We start from the raw sequence: 19956 nt of genomic DNA, 5'->3' as shown, positions 1-19956 counted from the left end.
GTGGATTTCCGCACGGGCAGCCGTGACGTGATCCATTCTTTCTGGGTTCCCCGACTGGGCGGCAAGCTCGACGCCATCCCCGGACGCACGCCCGTGGTGCGGCTGCAGGCCGATGAGCCCGGCACCTTCCGCGGCCAGTGCGCCGAGTTTTGCGGCCTCGGGCACGCGGGAATGGCGCTCACGGTCGTGGCCATGGAGCCGGCCGACTTTCAGGTCTGGCTGGCCGCACAGGCGGCTGCGCCGGGGCACTTCGAGGAGCCCGCCGAATGAGCGAGCCCACCGCCACCGGTGCGCCGCGCGACGTCCAGGCCCTGCACGTGGAGATGGAACGCGTGTGGGGCAATCCCAGGGGCTGGCGGGCGCTGAGCATCGTCAACCACAGCAGCGTGGCCTTGCGCTTCATGGTCACGGGGGGCGTGTTTTTTCTGATTGCGGGGCTGCTCGCCATGTTGATCCGGGCCCAACTTGCCCGACCGCGTCAGATGTTCATGGGCGCCGAGGCCTACCACCAGGCCTTCACGATGCACGGCACGATGATGATGTTCCTGTTCGCCGTGCCGGTGCTGCAGGGCCTGGCGGCCTACCTGCTGCCCAAGATGCTGGGAGCCCGTGACCTCGTCTTTCCGCGGCTCTCTGCCCTGGGGTACTGGTGCTACCTGTTCGGCGGCATCATCCTGACCAGCAGTCTGTTTCTGGGCCTGGCACCCAACGCGGGCTGGTTCATGTACACGCCGCTGTCCAGCGACGTTTACTCGCCCGGACTGCACTCCGATTTCTGGCTGCTGGGCGTGACGTTCGTCGAAATCTCCACCATGGCCGCGGGCATCGAGATTGCCGTGTCCATCCTGCGCACGCGGGCCCGGGGCATGGCACTGCACCAGATGCCCATTTTTGCGTGGTCGATGCTGGTGACTTCCATGATGATCATCGTGGGATTTCCCCCACTGATCCTGGGCTCCATCCTGCTGGAGCTGGAGCGCGCGGCGGGCTGGGCGTTCTTCGATCCCGCCCGCGGAGGCGACGCTGTGCTCTGGCAGCACCTGTTCTGGCTGTTTGGCCACCCCGAGGTGTACATCATTTTCCTGCCCGCGGCCGGGGTGGTCTCGACCATCGTGCCGGTGTTTGCACGGCGCCCGCTGGTGGGCTACCGGTGGGTGGTCATCGCGCTGGTGAGCATCGGGTTCGTGAGCTTCGGACTCTGGGTGCACCACATGTTCGCGGTGGGCATTCCCGCGATGGCGCAGGCGTTCTTCTCGCTGGCAAGCATGCTGGTGGCCATTCCGACCGGCATCCAGGTGTTTGCCTGGATCGCCACGCTGTGGTCCGGCCGGCCGGTGTGGTCCGTGCCCATGCTGTGGATTGCGGGCTTTTTGGCAGTGTTCGTGGCTGGCGGCCTCACCGGGGTGATGCTGGCCTTTGTGCCTTTTGACTGGCAGGTGCACGACACGCACTTCGTAGTGGCCCATTTCCACTACGTGCTGGTGGGGGGCATGGTGTTTCCACTGCTGGCGGGGGTGTATTACTGGTTGCCCCATTTCAGCGGGCGCATGCCGTCCGAGCGATTGTCCAAGACGGGCTTCTGGCTGAGCTTCATCGGCTTCAATGGCACGTTCCTCATCATGCACTGGACCGGGCTGCTGGGCATGCCCCGGCGCGTTTACACCTACGAGCCCGGCCTGGGATGGGACGGGCCCAACCTCGTGTCCTCCGTGTTCAGCTTTGTGATGGCGTTCGGTGTCGCCACTGTGCTGCTGGACCTGGCGTTGCACTTTCGCCATGGCCGCAAGGCGTGCGCGAACCCCTGGGGCGCCGACACCTTGGAGTGGGCCACGGCCACGCCGCCGCACGCCTACAACTTTGCCAGCCTGCCCACGCTGCACACGCGGCATCCGCTTTGGATGCAGCCGGACTTGCCCCACACCATTGCCGCCGGGATGCATGCGCTGCCGCATGCTGCCCACGGCCGCCGCGAAACTCTGGGGTCCGACCCGATCACCGGGCAGCCGCGCGAGGTGATCCACCTGCCGGGCAATTCTTGGTGGCCTCTTGCGGCCGGGGCCATCCTGTCGGTGGTGTGCATTGCGTTGCTGCTCAAGGCCTACGTGCTGGCTGGCGTGGCGGCGCTGGCAGCGCTGGCGGTTTTGCTGCGCTGGTCGTGGGAGAACGGCGCGCACCCCAGCGCGGCGGCGGGTGAGGCCCACGACCTGCCCGAGGGCCTCCAGCTGCACTCGCGCACCTTTGACGGCCCTGGCCTGTGGGGCATGGGACTCACACTGCTGGCTGACGGCGCGCTGTTCACCTCGCTGCTGTTTGGCTGGCTCTATCTTTGGACGGCTGCACCTCTGTGGCAGCCGCCCGAGCGCTCGGCCTTGGGCGTGTGGCCGCTGCTCGCCGTGACAGCGGCGTTGGCCGTGGGCACAGGGGTCATGCAGCGGTGTGTGGCGCGATTGCGCAAGGGGCAAGAGCACGGCCTGGCTGGTCGGCTGCTGGCGGCTTGCGCTTGCGCGGGGTTGGCTGGCGCGGGTCTGGTCGGACTGTTGGCATCGGCGCAATTGCAGCCGCGCGAGAATGCGCACGACGCGGTGCTTTGCTTCACGCTGTGGTTCCTGCTGGCGCATGCGGCGCTTGCGGCGGTGATGTCGGCGTTGCAGGCGTGGCGCGTCCACTTGGGCTACGTGGGGCTGCGGGCTCCCTATGAACCGGTGGTGGTGGCCTTGTGGTGGCGTTTCACGGCAGGCGCCGCCGCTGTTGCCTGGCTTGTGATGGTCGTGCTGCCGCTGGCGTTCGGAGCGCAGCCATGAAGCGCGGCGCCAGGCGTCCCTTTCGATGGTTGAGCCAGCCGCACCCACTGCACCTGGTGCTGGGCTTTGCGTTGTGGCTCGCGTGGTTTGCCCTGCTGTATGCGGCGCAGGGCGTTGGCTGCGCCGTGGCTCCTCCGCCCGCGCAGCAGGGTGCCTTCACGAGTATCAACGTGCTGCTGGGGGTGGGGACCCTGGCTTTCCTGGCGGGCTTTGCAGCGGCGGCCGCCATCGCGGCGCGGGCGGCCCGGCGGCAAGGTGGCGATGAGGCGGAGGATGCACCGCTCGCGCGCTTTGTCGCGCCCGCGGCGGCGCTGTTGTACGGCGCATGCGCCGTCTCCACCCTGGTGGTCGGGCTGCCGCTGCTCGTCGTCCCGCCATGCGTTTAGTTGCCGCTGCAGCACTGGCCGCTGCCGCACCCGTGGCGCATGCCCATGGCAGTGCCTGGACTGGCGACAGCGGGCAGGGGCCGATCTGGCTGTCGCAAGCCTTGTTTGCGGTGGCATGGTTCAGCTATGCCTTGGGGGCCGTGCGCAGGGCGCCGGCAACGGTGCGGCGCGCGCTTTTTCATGGAGGCATGCTCGTGGCCGGGCTGGCGCTGTTTGGACCTTTTGACGATTGGGCTGGCAGCAGTACGGCGTGGCACATGGTGCAGCACATGCTGCTGATCGTGGTGGTGGCCCCCGCGCTGGTCCTGGCCCGGCCCTTGGCGCAGTGGCGCGCTGCGTGGGGCCGTGCGGCCGACCCGGCCTGGCGTGCCTTGCTGCGTCTGGCCCGGCGACCGATGGCATGCGCCCTGCTGCACGCCGCCGCGATCTGGATCTGGCACGCACCAGCACCCTACATGGCGGCCGTGCAGCACAACGGCTGGCACGTTCTGGAGCACGCCAGTTTCTGGTTCACGGGCTGGCTGTTCTGGTGGGCCGTGTTGCGGCCAGGGCGCAAGGCGGTGTTACAGGCTGCGCTGGCGCTGCTGTTCACCGTGGCGCACACGGGCCTGCTGGGGGCGTTGTTGACCTTCGCGCGTGTGCCGCTTTACTGGAGCGAGTCCCGCGAGCTGTGGGACCAGCAGCTGGCCGGCCTGGTGATGTGGATACCGGGCGGCATCGTGTACCTGGCCGCCGCTGCCTGGGCAGGATACCGCTGGCTGGACCAGCGAGGCCCCGTGCCTGAAGCGCTGCTGCAGCCTCACCGTTGATGGCTCCATGCCAGGGCTCACCGCGCCGCCGGGGCTGCGTCGGCCACACGGCGCATGGGCGTCAGCACCAGAGCCAGGGCAGTCAATAGCATCAGCGTGCCGCCGCTGACAGCAAACAATTGGGTGAGCGTGATGCTCTTCATCACCCAGCCCGTCACGGCTGCTGAGATGGGCGCCAGGCCCATGAAGATGAACATGAACAGGCTCATCGCACGGCCGAGCAGCGCCGGAGGCACACGCTGCTGGATCCAGGTGAAGACGCTCACCTGCATGAAACCGCCCAGGAGGCCGATGGCCAGCATCAGCGCGGCGCCTTGCCACACGGCGGTGATCAGGCCCATGGGGATGAAGAGCGCGCCGATGATTGCGTCGAACGCCAGGATGGTCATGCCCAGGCTGCCGATGCGCATGCGCGGCAGCATGCCGGACAGCACCATGCCCAGTAGCGTGCCTGCTCCATGCGCGCCCACAATCGTGCCGAAGGCCGCGGCGCCCAGCTGGGGCGTGCTGCTGGCCAGCACCGGAATCGCGATATGAATGGGACCCATGATGAACAGGGCCACGGCGCTCCAGTACAGGAAACAGGTGCGCAGTTCGTGGTCGCGCCAGAAGTGCGCCAGGCCCTGCAGTACAGACGTCCACACCGGTTGCGGTGCCGCCGAAGCCGACGCCAACATGGAGGGATGGGCCTGTACCTTCGACAACGTCCAGGCCGAGACGGCAAAGCTCAGTGCATCCAGTGCAAAGGCCAGGCCGATGCCTGTGGCGTTTGCGCGTGCCTGTTCTGCTCCGCTGGCGGTGCCCGAGGCCGCCGCATCGCCAAACAGTGCGATGAGCAAGCCTGCCGCCAGGGGCCCCAGGAACATGGTGAGCTGGCGCAGGCCCAGATTCACGCCGTTGGCTGCCTGCAGCTGAGAACGCGCCACCACGTGCGGCATCATGGCCGTACCGGCCGGGATGCTGAAAGCCGTGGCCAGGCCGATGCCCAGGGACAGCGCGTAGACCATCCACAGCGTCAGCATGCCCGCCAGCACCAGCCCCGCCAGCGTGGCCAGCAGGACCAGGTTGACGTATTTGGAGACCATGAGCACTCGCTTGGGCGAATGCCGGTCGACGAGTGCGCCGCCGATCAAGATGAACAGGGCACGCGGAATGCTGATGAGCGCGAGAACCGTGCCCAGCAACAGGGTGTCGCCGGTCATCTGCAGCACCAGCCAGGGCAGGGCAATCAGCGTGAACTGGTCGCCCAGCATCGACAGGAACGCGCCGCCGGTCATCCAGCGGAAGTTGCTGTCCTTGAACAAGGCAGCGCGTGCGTTGTCAAGCCCGGCGTGGTGTGGGGCCCCGCTGGCGTGTGCGCGTGGCGATGGATTGTCGCGGGTAGAGGTCTCAGAAGGCATGGGCCGGTTTTCCTTGGGTGTGATGGGGGTGTCGGCGACCATTGAGCAACTGGCCTACCGCGGTGGAGCGAACGCAAAAGTGATAGCTGACCAGGCACACGGCCGTGGTCGCCAGCACGTTCAGAGAAATCTTGGCGATGGCGGGCAGGGGCACGCCGTACAGCAGTGCGCCAAAGCCAATGGTCAACGACAGGTGCACGAGATACACCCAGTACGAGCTGTCTGCCAGATACGTCAACCACGCGCGGGGCTGGGACACATGCCGCAGGAAGAGGCCGATCAGGGCGAAGCTCCACAGCCAAGACACGCCGTTGTACGCCAGCGCCATCCAGAAGTGCAGGTGCCGCGTGGCGGGTGCAGGTGCAGCCAGCAGGTCGGTGAACGCGCCCGTGATCATCACCAGCGCAACCACCGATGCTTCGGGCTGGGCCAGCGCTTGCGCCAGGAGTCCGGTCAGTACAAAGCAAGACAGGCCAAGACCGGCGAACACCGGCCAATGCCGCTCATAGCGCGCCAGCCACACGCGCCGATGTGCATGAAGGCACAGGCCGAACACATAGAACAAGCCGTTGTGGACCCATTCCGCCAGGGGCGGCAGGAACGAACCGCTCGGCGTGACGATGCCGTGGTCGTAGTGGGCGCCGACGTACGCCAGTGGTAACGTGAGGACCAGCAGGCCCAGTGGCGACCCGCCCAGCCAGGCCGTGGCCCGCAGCAGGACGCGGGCAAAGGCTGCAGGCAAGGCTCGGGCCGCCGCCCGCAGCGGTGTGGTGAGCAAGGTCAGCCACAGCAGCATCCACAGGAACCAGAGATGCATGGTGGGCGGGCCTTGCGGCACGTTGGGGCCGCGGGGCAGCAGCGAGCGGTCCAGGCCCCAGGTGCCGTGTGCCATGCGGTGCAGGAACAGCAACCCGAGCGGGGCCGTGGCGGCGAACAGCAAGGGCCAGAACACTGCAAACGGCAGGCCCAGACGCCGCAGCCGGTGGTGCGCCATACCGGCCAGGCCACGCTGCTGTACCAGCAAGGCCACGAAGAAGCCTGCCAGCATGAAAAACAGCGGCATGCGAAACGCATGGATCACGGCCACGAGCAGGTCGGCCACCGGCGTGGATCGGTCGTCGTGCCAGGGAAGCGGTGATGGCATGGCCATGTACAGCACGGACGCGTGCAGCACGATGCCCAGCCACATCATGGTGGCGCGCAGGTGGTCCAGCGCGTGCAGGCGCGACGGAGGTTCGGCGCCGGGCGGAGGGGAAGGCGAGAGGTCAGCAGTCATGGGTCGGTCCATCAGAAGACCGACTGTCATGCCTCACGTTGCGTGAGGGTCAAGGGTTTTCTGCGTTTTTTTCCTTGGCTGACGCTTTTCGTGGCGCTTGGAGCGCCGCTGCCGTCGACGCGCTCTCGTGGACCAGCGCCTGGAGCAGATACGCCCGCACCGGCGCACTCAGCGGAGCGCCCGCCTGCAGCAGGGGCTCCTGGGCGGATGCAGTGAACAACTTCTCGCGCAGCGCGGCGTTGTGGCGCGTCAGTTGGTTGAGCAAAGCATCCCACTGCAGCGCGGCCGCTGCCGCGTCGGGGTGCTGGGGTGGGCAGCCCCGGGCCAGCAACTGCTGGACAGTGTCTTCCAGCGTCGCCCAGTCGGTGTAGGGCACGTGACCCAGTATGCGCAGGTCGTCGCGGCTCAGGTATTTCTCCAGAACCGCCATGCGCAGTTTGATCGCGGTTTCGATGTACTCGATCATGTGCCCGGGCGGCGCGTGGTTGCGCCCCTGCGTGCTGGGCTCGGTGCGGAACATGTGGCCCCAGCGCTCGAGCAGATCCATGTCACCCCCCATCCAATGCAGCATGAGGGCCATCCAGCGGTAGGCCAGGGCCTGGACTTCGGGTGTGTCCGGCGCCAGCCCCCGGTCCATGGCGCTTTGCACCAGGTCCTTGACCACAAGCCAGTCGGCTTCGATCCTGCTCCAGTTGGTGAAGATCTGCTTGAGCTCGGCGGCGCTGAAGTACTTGCCGTAGGTGGTCATGAGTGCCAGCGCTTCGAGCCAGTTGCCCATGTCAGGCTCGGCGCCGGCCATGAGGCCGTCGCGCAGCATGGCCAGGCGCCCGCGCAGTTCGGTGGCTTGAGTGATTTGTTGGTCCAGCGCGCGGATCTGCTGGTTGATGATGCGCTCGGGCGCCACAGCATCGCCCGCCAGCAATTCGCCAATGTCGCCGAGGGCCAAGCCCATCTGCCGCATCGTCTGGATGCCGTGCAGGCGCTGCACGTCGGCCTGGCTGTACAGGCGATAGCCCGCGTCGGAGCGGCCTGAAGGCTTGAGCAGCCCGATCTCGTCGTAGTGGTGCAGCGTGCGCACCGTGAGGCCGGTGCGCCGCGCGAGATCACCGACCCTTAACAACACGAGAGCCGCCTAAGAGGCATTGGCAGGCCCACTGAGCGGCACCATTGACGCTGCTCGTGTCTGGGCAGCCGAGCAAGGGCCGCCCCGCTGCGAGGGCTGCGTCTCCCTTGGGGAGGAAGGTGCCGCAGGCCACTCAGGGGGGCCTTCACGTCACTTGCCAACGGAGATCAGCTCGACCTCGAAGTTGAGCGTGGCGTTGGGGGGAATCACGCCACCCGCGCCCCGGGCCCCGTACGCAATGCTGGGCGGGCAGGTGAGCTTGGCCTTGCCGCCCGGCTTCATGCGCTGCACGCCTTCGGTCCAGCACGGGATCACGCCATTGAGCGGGAACGACGTGGGCTCCCCGCGCTTGTACGAGCTGTCGAACTCCTTGCCGTCCAGGAACATGCCCTTGTAGTGCACCTTCACGGTGTCGGTGGCTTTGGGCGATTCGCCGGAGCCTTCCTTGAGGGATTCATAGACGAGACCGCTGGCCGTGGTGACGGGGCCTGGGGCCTGTGCATGTACCGAGGAGAGAGGGGCCGCCAGCAGACTGGCGAGCAGGAGCACGGAGGCGATGCGCATGAGATTACTTGGAGTTTTGGTGAGGGAAGTGGCGAGAAGTACGGGGGCCTCCCGCAGGACTGTCCTGCAAGCGGCGCGCCAGTTTAAGGGTGTTTTGTGCCCGCACTGCCGCGCTGCCACCGCAAGCCCGTTAACAAGGGTTAATGCGCGCGGCGGCCCGCGCCGGGACACTGGCCCTGCGGCCAATGGGTGCCGCGTGCTTATGCGGAGAAATCGGATGTTTTCACACAGTGGCGCTGGCAAAGTCGCGCGCAGGACGTTTCTTGGCGCGCTGGCCGCAGGCGGTGGCATTGCGGCGGCGCAGCAGATGCCGAATGCGCAGGAGCCCCTGGCCGCGCGGCTTCCCCGCGCGATGTCGCTTCCGGGTGGCGCAGATCTGGCCTACGGGCAGCCATCACCCCATGAATCGGCCGTGCAACGCTCGGTGTCCCACGTTTCGGGGTTTGCAGGGTGGCGCACGCCGCTGCAGCATCAGCGCGGCATCATCACCCCGAGCGGGCTTCACTTTGCGGTCCACCACAACGGTATGCCCGACATCGACCCAGATCGGCACGAGCTGCGGCTGCATGGACTGGTCGACAAACCCCTGCGCTTCGATGTGGCGCGGCTGATGCGCTATCCCATGGTCAGCCGCGTGCATTTCCTCGAGTGCGCGGGCAACTCGGCGGCCAACGCGTTGTCGCCCACGGCGCTGGACCAGACGCTCGGCGAGATTGCGGGCGAGGTGTCGTGTTCCGAATGGACAGGTGTGCCGTTGGCGCACCTGCTGCATGAAGCAGGCTTGAAAGACAGCGCCCAATGGGTGGTCGCGGAAGGGGCCGATGGCGGCTCTCACAGCCGCAGCCTGCCGCTCAAGGCCTTGCTGGAGCACGGCATGGTCGCGCTGTTCCAGAACGGCGAGCGGCTGCGGCCCTCGCAGGGCTACCCCATGCGCCTGTTCATGCCGGGGTGGGAGGGTAACGTCAATATCAAGTGGCTGCACCGGCTGGAAGTGACCGACGCGCCGGCGTACACGAAGGACGAATCTGGCATGTACACCCAGGTGCTGGCCGATGGACGGATTGAACGCTTTGCCTTCCACATGGATGTGAAGTCGGTCATTACCCATCCCTCGGGCCGGCAGACGATGCCCGAGCCCCACGGCTTCTACGAAATCGGCGGGCTGGCTTGGTCCGGATATGGCCGCATTGCCCGCGTTGACGTATCGGTGGACGGTGGCCGCACCTGGGCCGCGGCGCAGTTGCACGGGCCGGTGCTGGACCGTGCTTTCACGCGCTTTAGCCTGCCCTGGAAGTGGACGGGCCGCCGTGCCGACCTGATGAGCCGCGCTACCGACGAACACGGGCGCACGCAGCCGCTGCGCAGCGAGTGGAAGCGCCGCTATGCCATGCACTCGTTCAACCACTACAACGCGGTGCAGGCCTGGCGCGTGCAGGCCGATGGCCGGGTGGAGAACGTTTATGCGTGATGGCCGCTGTTGCAAGATCGGACCGGCCGCGCGCGCCTGCCTGCGCCTGGGCGTGCCCATTGCGATGCTGGTGGGGTTGCTCGGGTATGGGGCCACGATCCGGGCCCAGGGCACATCGCCACCCGCGCCCGCACCGGCAACCGCGTCCGTGGGCCTGGGGTTGCCGCTGTCGCCTGCCGAGGCCGAGCGCTATGCCATCACCATCTTCCCCGACGGACGCAACCTGCCACCGGGCCGGGGCAGTGTGGAGCAAGGTGCGCGGCTGTATGTCATGCACTGCGCTGCCTGCCATGGCGCCCAGGGTATCGAAGGGCCGGCTTCGCGCCTGGTGGGCTCCGACGGATTCATCGCCTGGAACGACCTGCTGCGGCCGTTGCGGGTGCGCAAATACCCTTTGCAGGTGCTGTCGGTCGGTGCAATGTGGCCCTACGCCACCACGCTTTTCGACTATGTCCGTCGGGGCATGCCGATGCACGCACCCAAGAGCCTGACCGACGAGGAGGTATATGCCGTCACGGCGCATTTGCTGCATTGCAACGGGTTGGTGCCAGCCCATGCGGTGATGGACCGCGAGAGCCTTCCTCAGGTGGTGATGCCGGGGCGGGATCGAACGGTCAGCGCGTGGCCGCTGGATCGGTGAACCTTGAGCGTGTCAGCCGCCGCGCGGCGCCTCGACCAGGCCCAGCCGCGCGCGTATGCGCGACAGCGACACCGGCGAGATGCCCAGGTAGCTGGCGACATGGTGCTGCGGCAGCAGCGGCGCCAAGTCGCCGTGGGTGGCCAGGAACGACTGGTAGCGCACCTCGGGTGGGTGGCTCAGCAGTTCGGCTTCGCGCCGGGCGTTTTGCTCAAAGACGCAGCCCAACGCCGCCTGCAGCGCGGGCCCGATCTGCGGGAAGGCGTCCTGCCACTGCTGCAAGGTGGCATAGGGCAGCTCCACGGCCTCGGCGGCCACGAGCACTTCGATGGCATACGGGCTGGGCAATACCAGCGGTGGAAGGCTGCCCGCCACCCATTTGCCCGGGCCATGGAAGGAGCGGTTGCGCTCGGTGCCTTCCTCATTCAGATAGAAGAGCCGCACCACGCCGCTGCGCAACTGCCAGCACCGGGTGCTGGCCTCGCCCGCACGCTGCAGGAGTGTGCCTGCGCTGAAAGGGCGGCGCGGCAGCGCGTGCCAGAGCGCGGCCAAGGCCGGTTCGGACTGCACCAACGCCTCCAGCGCGCTCGGCTGGCATACGTCGCAGACGCTGGGTGAGGGGCTCAATGCTTTGCGCCGTTTCAGGCGTAGTCCGCAACCGGAATGCAGCTGCAGGACAGATTCCGGTCACCCCACACATTGTCCACGCGACCCACGGGCGACCAGTATTTGTTGCTGCGCAGGGCGGCCACGGGGTAGGCGGCGGCTTCGCGGGTGTAGGGGCGGGCCCATTCGCCAGCCAGCAGGCTCTCGGCCGTGTGGGGTGCGTTCTTGAGCGGGTTGTTGTCCTGCGGCAGCTTGCCCGCTTCGATCTGGCGGATCTCTTCGCGGATGGCAATCATCGCGTCGATGAAGCGGTCCAGCTCAAACAGCGTCTCACTCTCGGTGGGCTCCACCATCAGCGTGTTGGGCACGGGGAAGCTCAGCGTGGGCGCGTGGAAGCCGTAGTCAATCAGGCGCTTGGCCACGTCTTCGGCCATCACGCCGCTGGTCTCCTTCAGGCCGCGCAGGTCCAGGATGCACTCGTGGGCCACATGGCCGTTGGCGCTGGCGTACAGCGTGGGGTAGTGGTCCTTCAGGCGCGCGCTGATGTAGTTGGCGCTCAGGATGGCCGTCTCGGTCGCAGCCTGCAGGCCCACGGCGCCCATCATGCGGATGTACATCCAGCTGATGGGCAGCACGGCGGCGTTGCCCAGGGGCGCGGCGCTCACGGGGCCGACCTGGCCTTGCGCGGGGCTCTTGGGCTGGTCGCCCTGGCCGGGCAAACCGGGAAGGAAGGGCACGAGGTCTTCGACCACGCACACGGGGCCGACGCCGGGGCCGCCGCCGCCGTGGGGAATGCAGAAGGTCTTGTGCAGGTTCAGGTGGCTCACGTCGCCGCCGAACTCGCCAGGCGCGGCCACGCCCACCAGGGCGTTCATGTTCGCGCCGTCCACGTACACGCGGCCGCCGTGGCTGTGCACCAGGGCGCACAGTTCCTTCACCTGGGTTTCGAACACGCCGTGCGTGCTGGGGTAGGTGATCATCACGCAGGCGATGTTGCCGCTGTGCTGCTCGCACTTGGCCTTCAGGTCCGCCAGGTCCACGTTGCCGCTGGCGTCGCAGGCGGTCACCACCACCTGCATGCCCACCATCTGCGCGCTGGCCGGGTTGGTGCCGTGCGCGCTGCTGGGGATGAGGCAGATGTTGCGGTGGCCCTCGCCGCGCGACTCGTGGTAGGCCTTGATGGCCAGCAGGCCGGCGTATTCGCCTTGGCTGCCCGCGTTGGGCTGCAGGCTGATGCCGGCGTAGCCCGTGGCCTCGCACAGCCAGGCACGCAGTTGTTCGTCCAGCTCGCGGTAACCCTGCTGCTGGTCGGCCGGCGCAAAGGGGTGCATGTGGGCAAACTCGGGCCAGGTGATGGGGATCATCTCGCTGGTGGCGTTCAGCTTCATGGTGCACGAGCCCAGCGGGATCATGCTGCGGTCCAGCGCCAGGTCCTTGTCGGACAGCTGGCGGATGTAGCGCAGCATGCCGGTCTCGGAGTGGTGGGTGTTGAACACGGGGTGCGTGAGGTACTGGCTGGTGCGGCGCAGCGCGGCCGGGATCAGCGGCTCCACGCCGTTTTCAAACGCGTCGAACGTGGGGAGCGCCTGGCCGTCCTTGGCAAAGATCTTCCACAGCAGCTCGATGTCGGCACGCGTGGTGGTCTCGTCCAGCGAGATGCACAGGTACTCTTCAAAGTAGATGCGCAGGTTGGCGCCCATGGATACTGCGCGGGCAGCTATGGATTTGGTAGCGTCGCCGGTGTGCAGGCTCAGCGTGTCGAAGGTGGCGTGCTCGCGCACGGGGGCGCCCAGCTGCTTCAGGCCCTGGGCCAGGATGGCGGTGTAGCTGGCCACGCGCTGGGCGATGCGCGAGAGGCCTTCGGGGCCGTGGTACACGGCGTACATGCTGGCGATCACGGCGGGCAGCACCTGGGCCGTGCAGATGTTGGACGTGGCTTTTTCGCGGCGGATGTGCTGCTCGCGCGTCTGCAGCGCCAGGCGGTAGGCGGGCTTGCCGTGCACGTCCACGCTCACGCCCACCAGGCGGCCGGGCAGGCTGCGCTTGTAGTCGTCACGGCAGGCCATGAAGGCGGCGTGCGGGCCGCCCGCGCCCATGGGCATGCCAAAGCGCTGGGTGGTGCCCACCACGATGTCGGCGCCGAACTCGCCCGGGGGCGTGATCAGGGTCAGGGCCAGCAGGTCGGCAGCAACGATGAAGGCAGCCTGCTTGCCATGGGCCGTTTCCACATCGGCGCGCAGGTCGTCGATGCGGCCGCTGGTGGAGGGGTACTGGGCCAACACGGCGAAGTAGTCGCCCGCCAGCAGGGTGTTCCATTCCTCGGCCGAGTTGGCCAGCTTCACCTCAATGCCCAGCGGTTGGGCGCGGGTCTGGATGACTTCGATGGTTTGCGGATGTGCGTCGCCCGCCACCACGAACACGTTGCTTTTGCTCTTGACGGAGCGCTTGGCCAGCGTCATTGCCTCGGCCGCGGCGGTGGCTTCGTCCAGCATCGAGGCATTGGCGATGGGCATGCCGGTCAGGTCGCACACCATGGTCTGGAAGTTGACCAGCGCCTCCATGCGGCCCTGCGAAATCTCGGCCTGGTAGGGGGTGTAGGCCGTGTACCAGGCGGGGTTCTCCAGGATGTTGCGCAGGATGACGCCCGGCGTGTGCGTGCCGTAGTAGCCCTGGCCGATGAAGCTCTTGAGCACTTTGTTCTTGCCCGCAATGGCCTTGAGCTCGGCCAGCGCCGCCGCCTCGGTGGTGGCCGGGGGAAGGTCCATGGCCTGGCTGCGCGCGATGGAGCGCGGCACGATGGAGTCGATGAGCGCGCGGCGCGAGGCCTCGCCGATCACGGACAGCATGTGGGCTTCATCCGCTGCGTCGATGCCGATGTGGCGAGGCAGGAATTCGGCGGCGTTCTCCAGCGCGGACAAGGGCAAGGAGGAGGGCAGGGCGGCGGTCATGGCGGGCGTTCGTTGTGCTATAAAAAAAAGAGCTGTCAGCGCTTGCTAAGTATTGGTTTCAGAGGATTTTTGCTTGAAAGCCAGGAAAATCAAGCGCTGGCAGCTATGGTTTTTGAAAAACCGTGGAGTCAGGCGCCGCTCAGGCGTTGGCGGCAAAGGCCGTGTAGGCGGTCTCGTCCATCAGGTCGCCGAGCTGCGCAGCATCGGACAGCTTGACCTTGAAGAACCAGCCGGCGCCCAGCGGATCACTGTTGGCCAGGGCAGGGTCGGCGCGCAAGGCCTCGTTCACTTCCACGATCTCGCCGGAGACGGGCATGTACACATCGGCCGCGGCCTTCACGGACTCGACCACGCCGGCCACGTCACCCTGCGCAAAGGTCTTGCCCACTTCAGGCAGGTCCACAAACACCACATCGCCCAGCGCGTCCTGCGCGTGCACGGTGATGCCGACCACGGCAGCGGCCGCGTCAGCGGCGTTGATCCACTCGTGTTCTTTGGAAAATTTGACGGTCATGGGGTGCTCCTCAAGCAACGGGTAAATAAAGGAATCAGCAATGTAGCGGGCGAACGTGGCAAATGTGCGCTGTATGCGCTGCCGTGCGCGAAATCAACCGCGGTAGTAATTGGCGGGAACGAAGGGCATGGCACGCACTTCCATGGGCACGGGCTTGCCGCGCACGATGGCGTTCACGCGCGTGCCGATGGCGGCGTGGGCAGCCTCCACATAGCCCATGGCCACGGGCTCATTCACGGTGGGGCCCAGCAGGCCGCTGGTCACTTCGCCGATCTTGCGGCCGTCGGTGCTTTGCAGCTCGGTGTGCTCGCGCACAGGCACGCGCTCCAGCGCCACCAGACCCACGCGCTTGCGCTGCAGGCTGGCGGGGGTGTCGATCTGTGCCAGCACTTTGTCGGCACCGGGGAAGCCGCCCGCGCGCGCGCCACCAGCGCGGCGCACCTTCTGGATGGCCCAGTTCAGCGCGGCCTCGGGCGGGGTGGTGGTGGTGTCGATGTCGTTGCCATAGAGGCACAGGCCGGCTTCCAGGCGCAGCGAGTTGCGCGCACCCAGGCCGATGGGCTTGACTTCGGGCTGGGCCAGGAGGGCACGGGCCAGCGTCTCGGCCTGGGCTGCGGGCACCGAGATCTCGAAGCCGTCTTCGCCCGTGTAGCCGCTGCGGGTCACAAAGCAGTCGCAGCCCGCGATGTTGAATGCGGCGCCGGTCATGAACACCAGTTTTTCTACACCGGGCGCTAGGCGGGCGAGGGCGGTGACGGCTTGCGGGCCTTGCAGCGCGAGCAGGGCGTGGTCGGGCATGGGCACCACCTTGCAGCGCTGGCCGATGCGGGTCTGGATGTGGGCGATGTCACCCACCTTGCAGGCGCCGTTGACGATGACGAACAGCGTGGGCTCGCCATCCACCACGCCCTGGTTGAAGAACATCAGGTCGTCGATGATGGTGCCTTCGTCGGTCAGCAGCAGGCCGTAGCGCTGCTTGCCCACGGGCAGGTCGATCACGTCCACGGGCATCAGCGTTTCGAAAGCGGCAGCGGCATCGGCACCGATGAGCTTGAGCTGGCCCATGTGCGACACGTCGAACAGGCCGGCTGCTGTGCGCGTGTGCACATGCTCGGCCATCAGGCCGGCAGGGTATTGCACGGGCATGGAATAGCCTGCAAAAGGCACCATGCGGGCGCCCAGCTCGATGTGCAGGGCGTTCAGGGGCGTGGTGAGCAAAGAGGTGTTGGTGGCGGACAAGGCGGACTCCGGGGCAAATGGTGGCCGCGACCCATGGATCGCGGGATTTGCCCTGCTGTCCGCTTTACCTGAGAGATTCACCGCAGCGCCCTGGCTGGCCGTGCGGTTTGCTCCTTCGGTGGACGGCCATCGCATGCTGCGGGCCGCCTCTCTCCAGCAAGGGAACGCCCGCATCGCTGCGGGCGGTTGCCAGTCCTTTTGCCTGAGCGTTCGGCTGCTGCCTGCGCCTTCGGCGGTGCCGCGCTGCCTTCATTGCGAAGGTGGGGCACTCTCTCCTGACGGCCGCGATTGTAATGCCTACTTGGCGTACACCAGGTCACGCAGGCTCAGCGAAATGCCGGGCATGTAGGTGATGACCATCAGGCACGCCAGAATCACGCAGACGAACGGCAGCAGGTGGCCCACGATGCGGTCCAGCGAAATCCGGGCCACCGTGCAGGCCGCGAACAAGTTCACGCCGAAGGGCGGTGTGATCATGCCAAGAGCCAGGTTCACGACCATGATCAAGCCGAAATGCACCGGGTCCACGCCGAAGTGCACGGCCACCGGCGCCAGGATGGGGGCCAGCACGATGATGGCGGCGCTGGTCTCGATGAACATGCCGATGATGAAAAGGGCGGCATTCACACCCAGCAGGAACATGGCAGGCGACTGCAGCACGGCCTCCAGCCAGTGGCCGATCGCGTCCGGCACACCGGCACGGGTAATCAGGAACGCGAACAGCCCCGCGTTGGCAATGATGAACATGATCACCGCCGAGGAGATGGCCGACTTGCGCAGGATGGCAAAGAGGTCTTTGAACTTGATTTCGCGGTAGATCAGCACGCCCACGACCAGCGCGTAGAACACCGCGACGGCCGAGGCCTCGGTGGGGGTGAACACGCCGCCATAGATGCCGCCCAGGATGATGACCGGCATCAGCAGCGCCCAGCCCGCCTGCAGCGCGGCTTTGCCGAACGGCATGCGGCCATCGCCATCGTTCTTGCCCCAGCCCTTGTACTTGCAATACGCCCACACAAAGGCCATCAGTGCCAGGCTGATCAGAATGCCGGGGCCAAAGCCAGCGATGAACAGCTCGCCAATCGACACCTCGGCGCTGACCCCGTACAGGATCATGGGAATGGAGGGCGGGATGATCACGCCCAGCTCGGCACTGGTGGCCTGCAGAGCCGCCGCATAGCTGGTGGGGTAGCCATGCTTGATCAGCGCAGGGATGAGGATGGCGCCAATCGCAAACGTGGTGGCCACCGACGATCCCGATACCGCCGCGAAGATCATGCAGGTGAGCACGCAGGTCATGGGCAGGCCGCCTTGCACGCCGCCCACGATGCTCTTGGCAAACTCCACCAGGCGGCGCGAGATGCCGCCCGTCTCCATGAGGTTGCCGGCCAGGATGAAGAATGGAATCGCCGCCAGCGGAAATTTGTTGATTGAGGCGAACATTTCCTTCACCGAGATCAGCATGTTGGCGTTGGACACCTGGATGCCGAGGATCGACGCGAGCCCGATGGACACGGCCACGGAAACGGTGAGTGCAAAGCACAGCACCATGGTGACGAGCATGGTGGCGGTCATTGCGCGGTCTCCAGTTCATGGCGCTGGGGATCAAGCCAGTTGCCCACGATGCCGATGGCGCTGAAAAGCCCGCCCACGGGCATGGCCACATAGGCCCAGAACATCGAAACGGATTCCAGCCCGGCCATCGACTGCACGCCGCCTCGTCGGGCATAGTCCCAGCCGAACCACACGATCACCACAATGAGCGCAAGAGCGGCCAGGCTCACCACCGCGTCCAGCACGCGGCGCAGGGCAGGCGGGCTCCAGCGGTACAGCACGTCCACGCTGACCATGGCCCCCTGCCGGAAGGCGGCGGGGATGGCCAGGAACACCATCCAGATCAGACTGAATCGGATCAGCACCTCGGTCCATTCGGCGGGCTGCTCCAGCACAAAGCGCGTGACGATCTGAAACATGCCCAGAGTGGCCGCCACGACCAGCATGGCGCATGCGCCCAGCAGTGCGGCCTGCGTGGTCCAGTGTTCAAACAGGAGGAAAGTTTTTTTCATGGGCTTTGGCCGCACGGGCCAGCACAGGTGAAGCGGGAACAAAGACAGGGTGAAACCGGGTACAAATGAAAAAAGCCCGCAGCGCTTTGTCTGCGGGCGTTGGATGCTATCGAATATGAAGCGTTGCTGCCATCCGCTGCGCCCGGGCGGCGTTATTTGAAATCACGGATCTTGTCCAGCGCCGCCTTGCCGAACTGCTTTTCAAACTCGGCATTCACCGGTGCCAGCGCGGCCACGAACTTGGACTTGTCGGGGTTGTCCACCACCGTCATGCCCTTGGCGCGCAGGTCGGCCACGCCCTTGGCATCGTCCTCGTCCACGCGGGCGCGGTTGGCCTTGGTCCCTTCCTTGGCTGCATCGATGAAGGCCTGCTTGTCGGCGGCCGAGAGCTTGTCGAATGCGCCCTTGTTCATCAGGAAGATGGCGGGCGAATACACGTGGCCCGTCAGCGTCAGGTGCTTTTGCACCTGGTCGAACTTGGCCGAGATGATCACGGGCAGCGGGTTCTCCTGACCATCCACCGTGCCCTGCTGCAGGGCGGTGAACACCTCGGGGAAGGCCATGGGCGTGGTGATGATGCCAAAGCCCTTGTACGCGGCGATGTGCACCGGGTTCTCCATGGTGCGCATCTTCAGGCCCTTGAGGTCTTCGGGCGTGTTCACGGCGCGCTTGCTGTTGGTCATGTGGCGAAAGCCGTTCTCAGCCCAGGCCAGGGCCTTGAAGCCCTTGCTGTCGAACTTGGTCAGCATCTCCTGGCCGATGGGGCCGTCGAGCACCGCGCGCGCATGCGCCTTGTCGCGGAACAGGAAGGGCACGTCGAAGATGCGCGCCTCGGGCACGAAGTTGGGCACGGGGCCGGTGGAGCTGAAGGCCAGCTCCTGCGTGCCCAGCTGCACCGCCTCGATGGACTCGCGCTCGCCGCCCAGCGCGCCGTTGTAGAAAGTCTGCACCTTGTAGCGGCCGCCCGTGCGTTTTTCCACTTCCTTGGCAAACGTGTCGATGGCGATCCCCTGGTGGGAGTTCTGGGCCGTCGAAATGCTGATGCGCATGGTGGTTTGCGCGGCCGCGGTGGCCACAAAGCCGAGCGCGAGGCTCAATCCGACGACGAGGCGGGTCAGTTGCATGGTGTCTCCTTTGGATTCGGGATAGGGCGCGGACGACCACGCTGGGGGCGTTGTGTGACGGCCGGCCATCTTCAGCAAATTATGGTGTTCCGACATGTCCCCCCGTATCCGGGTTTGTGCTGGTAAGCGTGCTTATTAATTGCGGACCCACGAACGCCACGCCAGCGTCGGAATGCCAAGGGCCCCGTGCTGGCGGTAACCAGCCGGGGCCTTGTCAATTTGTGCGCTCCGGTAAGAGCGCCTTGATGGAAGAAGTATGCGCTCTGGTGTGGAGGTGAATTTTCTGAATTTCGCGCAAATTTTAAGTATTGCAGAATAATTTTCTGAGTATGGATGGTTTGTTGAATAATTGCATCGATGGACCGACTTGATAGAAAAATTCTCGCGGTGTTGCAGGCCAACGCCCGCGCCAGCTTGCAAGAGATCGGGCAGGCCGTGGGCTTGAGTCCTTCGCCGTGCTGGGGCCGCATCAAGAAGATGGAGGAGGCCGGTGTCATCCAGGGTTACACCGTGCGCATCAATCCGCAGTCGCTGGACCTGGCCGATACGGTGCTGGTGCAGGTCACGCTCGACAGCCATTCCGACAACACACTGGAAAAGTTTGGCGAGACACTCGCCAGCATTCCGGAGGTGATCGAGGCGCATCTGGTATCTGGCGACTACGACTACCTGCTGCGCATCGTCGTCAAGGACACCCGGGACTACGAGCGCCTGCTGCGCGAAAAGCTCTACAAGATCAAAGGCATCCGCCACAGCCGCTCCAGCTTCGTGCTGCGCACGCTCAAGAAAGCAGACCTGCCCCTGTTCGCGGGGTAACGAGGGTGCCGGGTAGACGGCGGTGTCCTGCTTTCCTTGCAGAAAGCTGGCGACTCAGCGGGGATCTGCGGCGCTTCTGTGGCCGCGCCGTGGGCCGGTGTGGGCTGTGCGGCTGCACAATGTTTCTGGGCCGTGCTGTCCCAACCTCGTAACACGTTGGCGGGACCGGCCCGGTGCAC

At 66.1% G+C, this 19956-nt stretch carries 17 protein-coding genes, 1 pseudogene and 2 riboswitches; of the genes and pseudogenes, 7 read left to right on the top strand and 11 right to left on the bottom strand.

Going from position 1 to position 19956, the window contains the following annotated elements; genetic code table 11:
* The 4 genes and pseudogenes from MRY84_RS04450 to MRY84_RS04435 form a co-directional block, all read left to right on the top strand.
* Nucleotides 1-270, top strand: a pseudogene (locus MRY84_RS04450) (cytochrome C oxidase subunit II); the annotation flags it as partial.
* Entirely contained in the window at nucleotides 267-2801 is a 2535-nt protein-coding gene (gene ctaD, locus MRY84_RS04445; protein WP_291504546.1) for a cytochrome c oxidase subunit I, read from the top strand. The pseudogene MRY84_RS04450 and the gene ctaD, both read left to right, overlap by 4 nt.
* The gene (locus MRY84_RS04440; RefSeq protein WP_291504545.1) at nucleotides 2798-3187 is read left to right on the top strand and encodes a hypothetical protein; all 390 of its coding nucleotides are present in this window, start codon (nucleotides 2798-2800) and stop codon (nucleotides 3185-3187) included. Before ctaD ends, MRY84_RS04440 begins: the two co-directional genes overlap by 4 nt.
* Nucleotides 3178-3996 carry a cytochrome c oxidase assembly protein gene (locus tag MRY84_RS04435; RefSeq protein ID WP_291504544.1) on the top strand — a complete coding sequence of 273 codons (819 nt, stop codon included), beginning with the start codon at nucleotides 3178-3180 and terminating at the stop codon, nucleotides 3994-3996. The genes MRY84_RS04440 and MRY84_RS04435 overlap by 10 nt, the downstream gene beginning before the upstream one ends.
* A 17-nt stretch (nucleotides 3997-4013) precedes the next feature.
* Here MRY84_RS04435 and MRY84_RS04430 read toward each other — a convergent pair whose 3' ends face one another.
* From MRY84_RS04430 to MRY84_RS04415, 4 genes are all read right to left on the bottom strand, one after another.
* The gene (locus tag MRY84_RS04430) at nucleotides 4014-5396 is read right to left on the bottom strand and encodes an MFS transporter (protein WP_291504543.1); all 1383 of its coding nucleotides are present in this window, start codon (nucleotides 5394-5396) and stop codon (nucleotides 4014-4016) included.
* A complete protein-coding gene (locus MRY84_RS04425; RefSeq protein WP_291504542.1) occupies nucleotides 5386-6672 on the bottom strand; it encodes an acyltransferase family protein in 1287 nt (428 codons plus the stop codon). The genes MRY84_RS04430 and MRY84_RS04425 overlap by 11 nt, the downstream gene beginning before the upstream one ends.
* 49 nt (nucleotides 6673-6721) lie before the next feature.
* Nucleotides 6722-7795, bottom strand: a complete 1074-nt coding sequence (locus tag MRY84_RS04420; RefSeq protein ID WP_291504541.1) for a MerR family transcriptional regulator — start codon at nucleotides 7793-7795, stop codon at nucleotides 6722-6724.
* Nucleotides 7796-7945: 150 nt separating this feature from the next.
* Nucleotides 7946-8359 carry an FKBP-type peptidyl-prolyl cis-trans isomerase gene (locus tag MRY84_RS04415; RefSeq protein WP_291504540.1) on the bottom strand — a complete coding sequence of 138 codons (414 nt, stop codon included), beginning with the start codon at nucleotides 8357-8359 and terminating at the stop codon, nucleotides 7946-7948.
* Nucleotides 8360-8576: 217 nt separating this feature from the next.
* On the opposite strand from MRY84_RS04415, the gene soxC reads away from it, so the two are divergent.
* A complete protein-coding gene (gene soxC / locus MRY84_RS04410; RefSeq protein WP_291504539.1) occupies nucleotides 8577-9827 on the top strand; it encodes a sulfite dehydrogenase in 1251 nt (416 codons plus the stop codon).
* Complete coding sequence (locus MRY84_RS04405; protein WP_291504538.1) at nucleotides 9820-10467, top strand: cytochrome c; 648 nt, start codon at nucleotides 9820-9822, stop codon at nucleotides 10465-10467. The genes soxC and MRY84_RS04405 overlap by 8 nt, the downstream gene beginning before the upstream one ends.
* Nucleotides 10468-10479: 12 nt before the next feature.
* On the opposite strand, the gene MRY84_RS04400 is transcribed toward MRY84_RS04405, so the two are convergent.
* The 7 genes from MRY84_RS04400 to MRY84_RS04370 all read right to left on the bottom strand — a co-directional run bounded on the left by MRY84_RS04400 (nucleotide 10480) and on the right by MRY84_RS04370 (nucleotide 18961).
* Nucleotides 10480-11091: a Crp/Fnr family transcriptional regulator gene (locus MRY84_RS04400; RefSeq protein WP_291504537.1), complete on the bottom strand. Its 612-nt coding sequence runs from the start codon at nucleotides 11089-11091 to the stop codon at nucleotides 10480-10482.
* A gap of 14 nt (nucleotides 11092-11105) precedes the next feature.
* The gene (gene gcvP, locus MRY84_RS04395) at nucleotides 11106-14018 is read right to left on the bottom strand and encodes an aminomethyl-transferring glycine dehydrogenase (RefSeq protein ID WP_291504536.1); all 2913 of its coding nucleotides are present in this window, start codon (nucleotides 14016-14018) and stop codon (nucleotides 11106-11108) included.
* A gap of 139 nt (nucleotides 14019-14157) precedes the next feature.
* Nucleotides 14158-14532, bottom strand: a complete 375-nt coding sequence (gene gcvH / locus MRY84_RS04390; RefSeq protein ID WP_291504535.1) for a glycine cleavage system protein GcvH — start codon at nucleotides 14530-14532, stop codon at nucleotides 14158-14160.
* 93 nt (nucleotides 14533-14625) lie between these two features.
* On the bottom strand, nucleotides 14626-15771 hold the full coding sequence (gene gcvT / locus MRY84_RS04385) for a glycine cleavage system aminomethyltransferase GcvT (RefSeq protein WP_291504534.1): 1146 nt from the start codon (nucleotides 15769-15771) through the stop codon (nucleotides 14626-14628).
* A 45-nt stretch (nucleotides 15772-15816) separates the two neighbouring features.
* Nucleotides 15817-15938: riboswitch (glycine riboswitch) on the bottom strand.
* 13 nt (nucleotides 15939-15951) lie between these two features.
* Nucleotides 15952-16059, bottom strand: a riboswitch (glycine riboswitch).
* Nucleotides 16060-16068: 9 nt separating this feature from the next.
* Nucleotides 16069-17346, bottom strand: a complete 1278-nt coding sequence (locus MRY84_RS04380) for a TRAP transporter large permease (protein WP_291504533.1) — start codon at nucleotides 17344-17346, stop codon at nucleotides 16069-16071.
* On the bottom strand, nucleotides 17343-17837 hold the full coding sequence (locus tag MRY84_RS04375; protein ID WP_291504532.1) for a TRAP transporter small permease: 495 nt from the start codon (nucleotides 17835-17837) through the stop codon (nucleotides 17343-17345). Before MRY84_RS04375 ends, MRY84_RS04380 begins: the two co-directional genes overlap by 4 nt.
* A gap of 152 nt (nucleotides 17838-17989) precedes the next feature.
* Nucleotides 17990-18961: a TRAP transporter substrate-binding protein gene (locus tag MRY84_RS04370; RefSeq protein WP_291504531.1), complete on the bottom strand. Its 972-nt coding sequence runs from the start codon at nucleotides 18959-18961 to the stop codon at nucleotides 17990-17992.
* A 357-nt stretch (nucleotides 18962-19318) separates the two neighbouring features.
* On the opposite strand from MRY84_RS04370, the gene MRY84_RS04365 reads away from it, so the two are divergent.
* Nucleotides 19319-19777, top strand: a complete 459-nt coding sequence (locus tag MRY84_RS04365) for an Lrp/AsnC family transcriptional regulator (RefSeq protein WP_060986837.1) — start codon at nucleotides 19319-19321, stop codon at nucleotides 19775-19777.
* Nucleotides 19778-19956: the final 179 nt, after the last annotated feature.

This window comes from Acidovorax sp. (assembly GCF_022763525.1).
In the GTDB taxonomy this organism is placed as follows: Bacteria; Pseudomonadota; Gammaproteobacteria; order Burkholderiales; family Burkholderiaceae_C; genus Acidovorax.
Note: the sequence above shows the minus strand (reverse complement) of the source record. Positions and strands in the feature narration are given on the sequence as shown.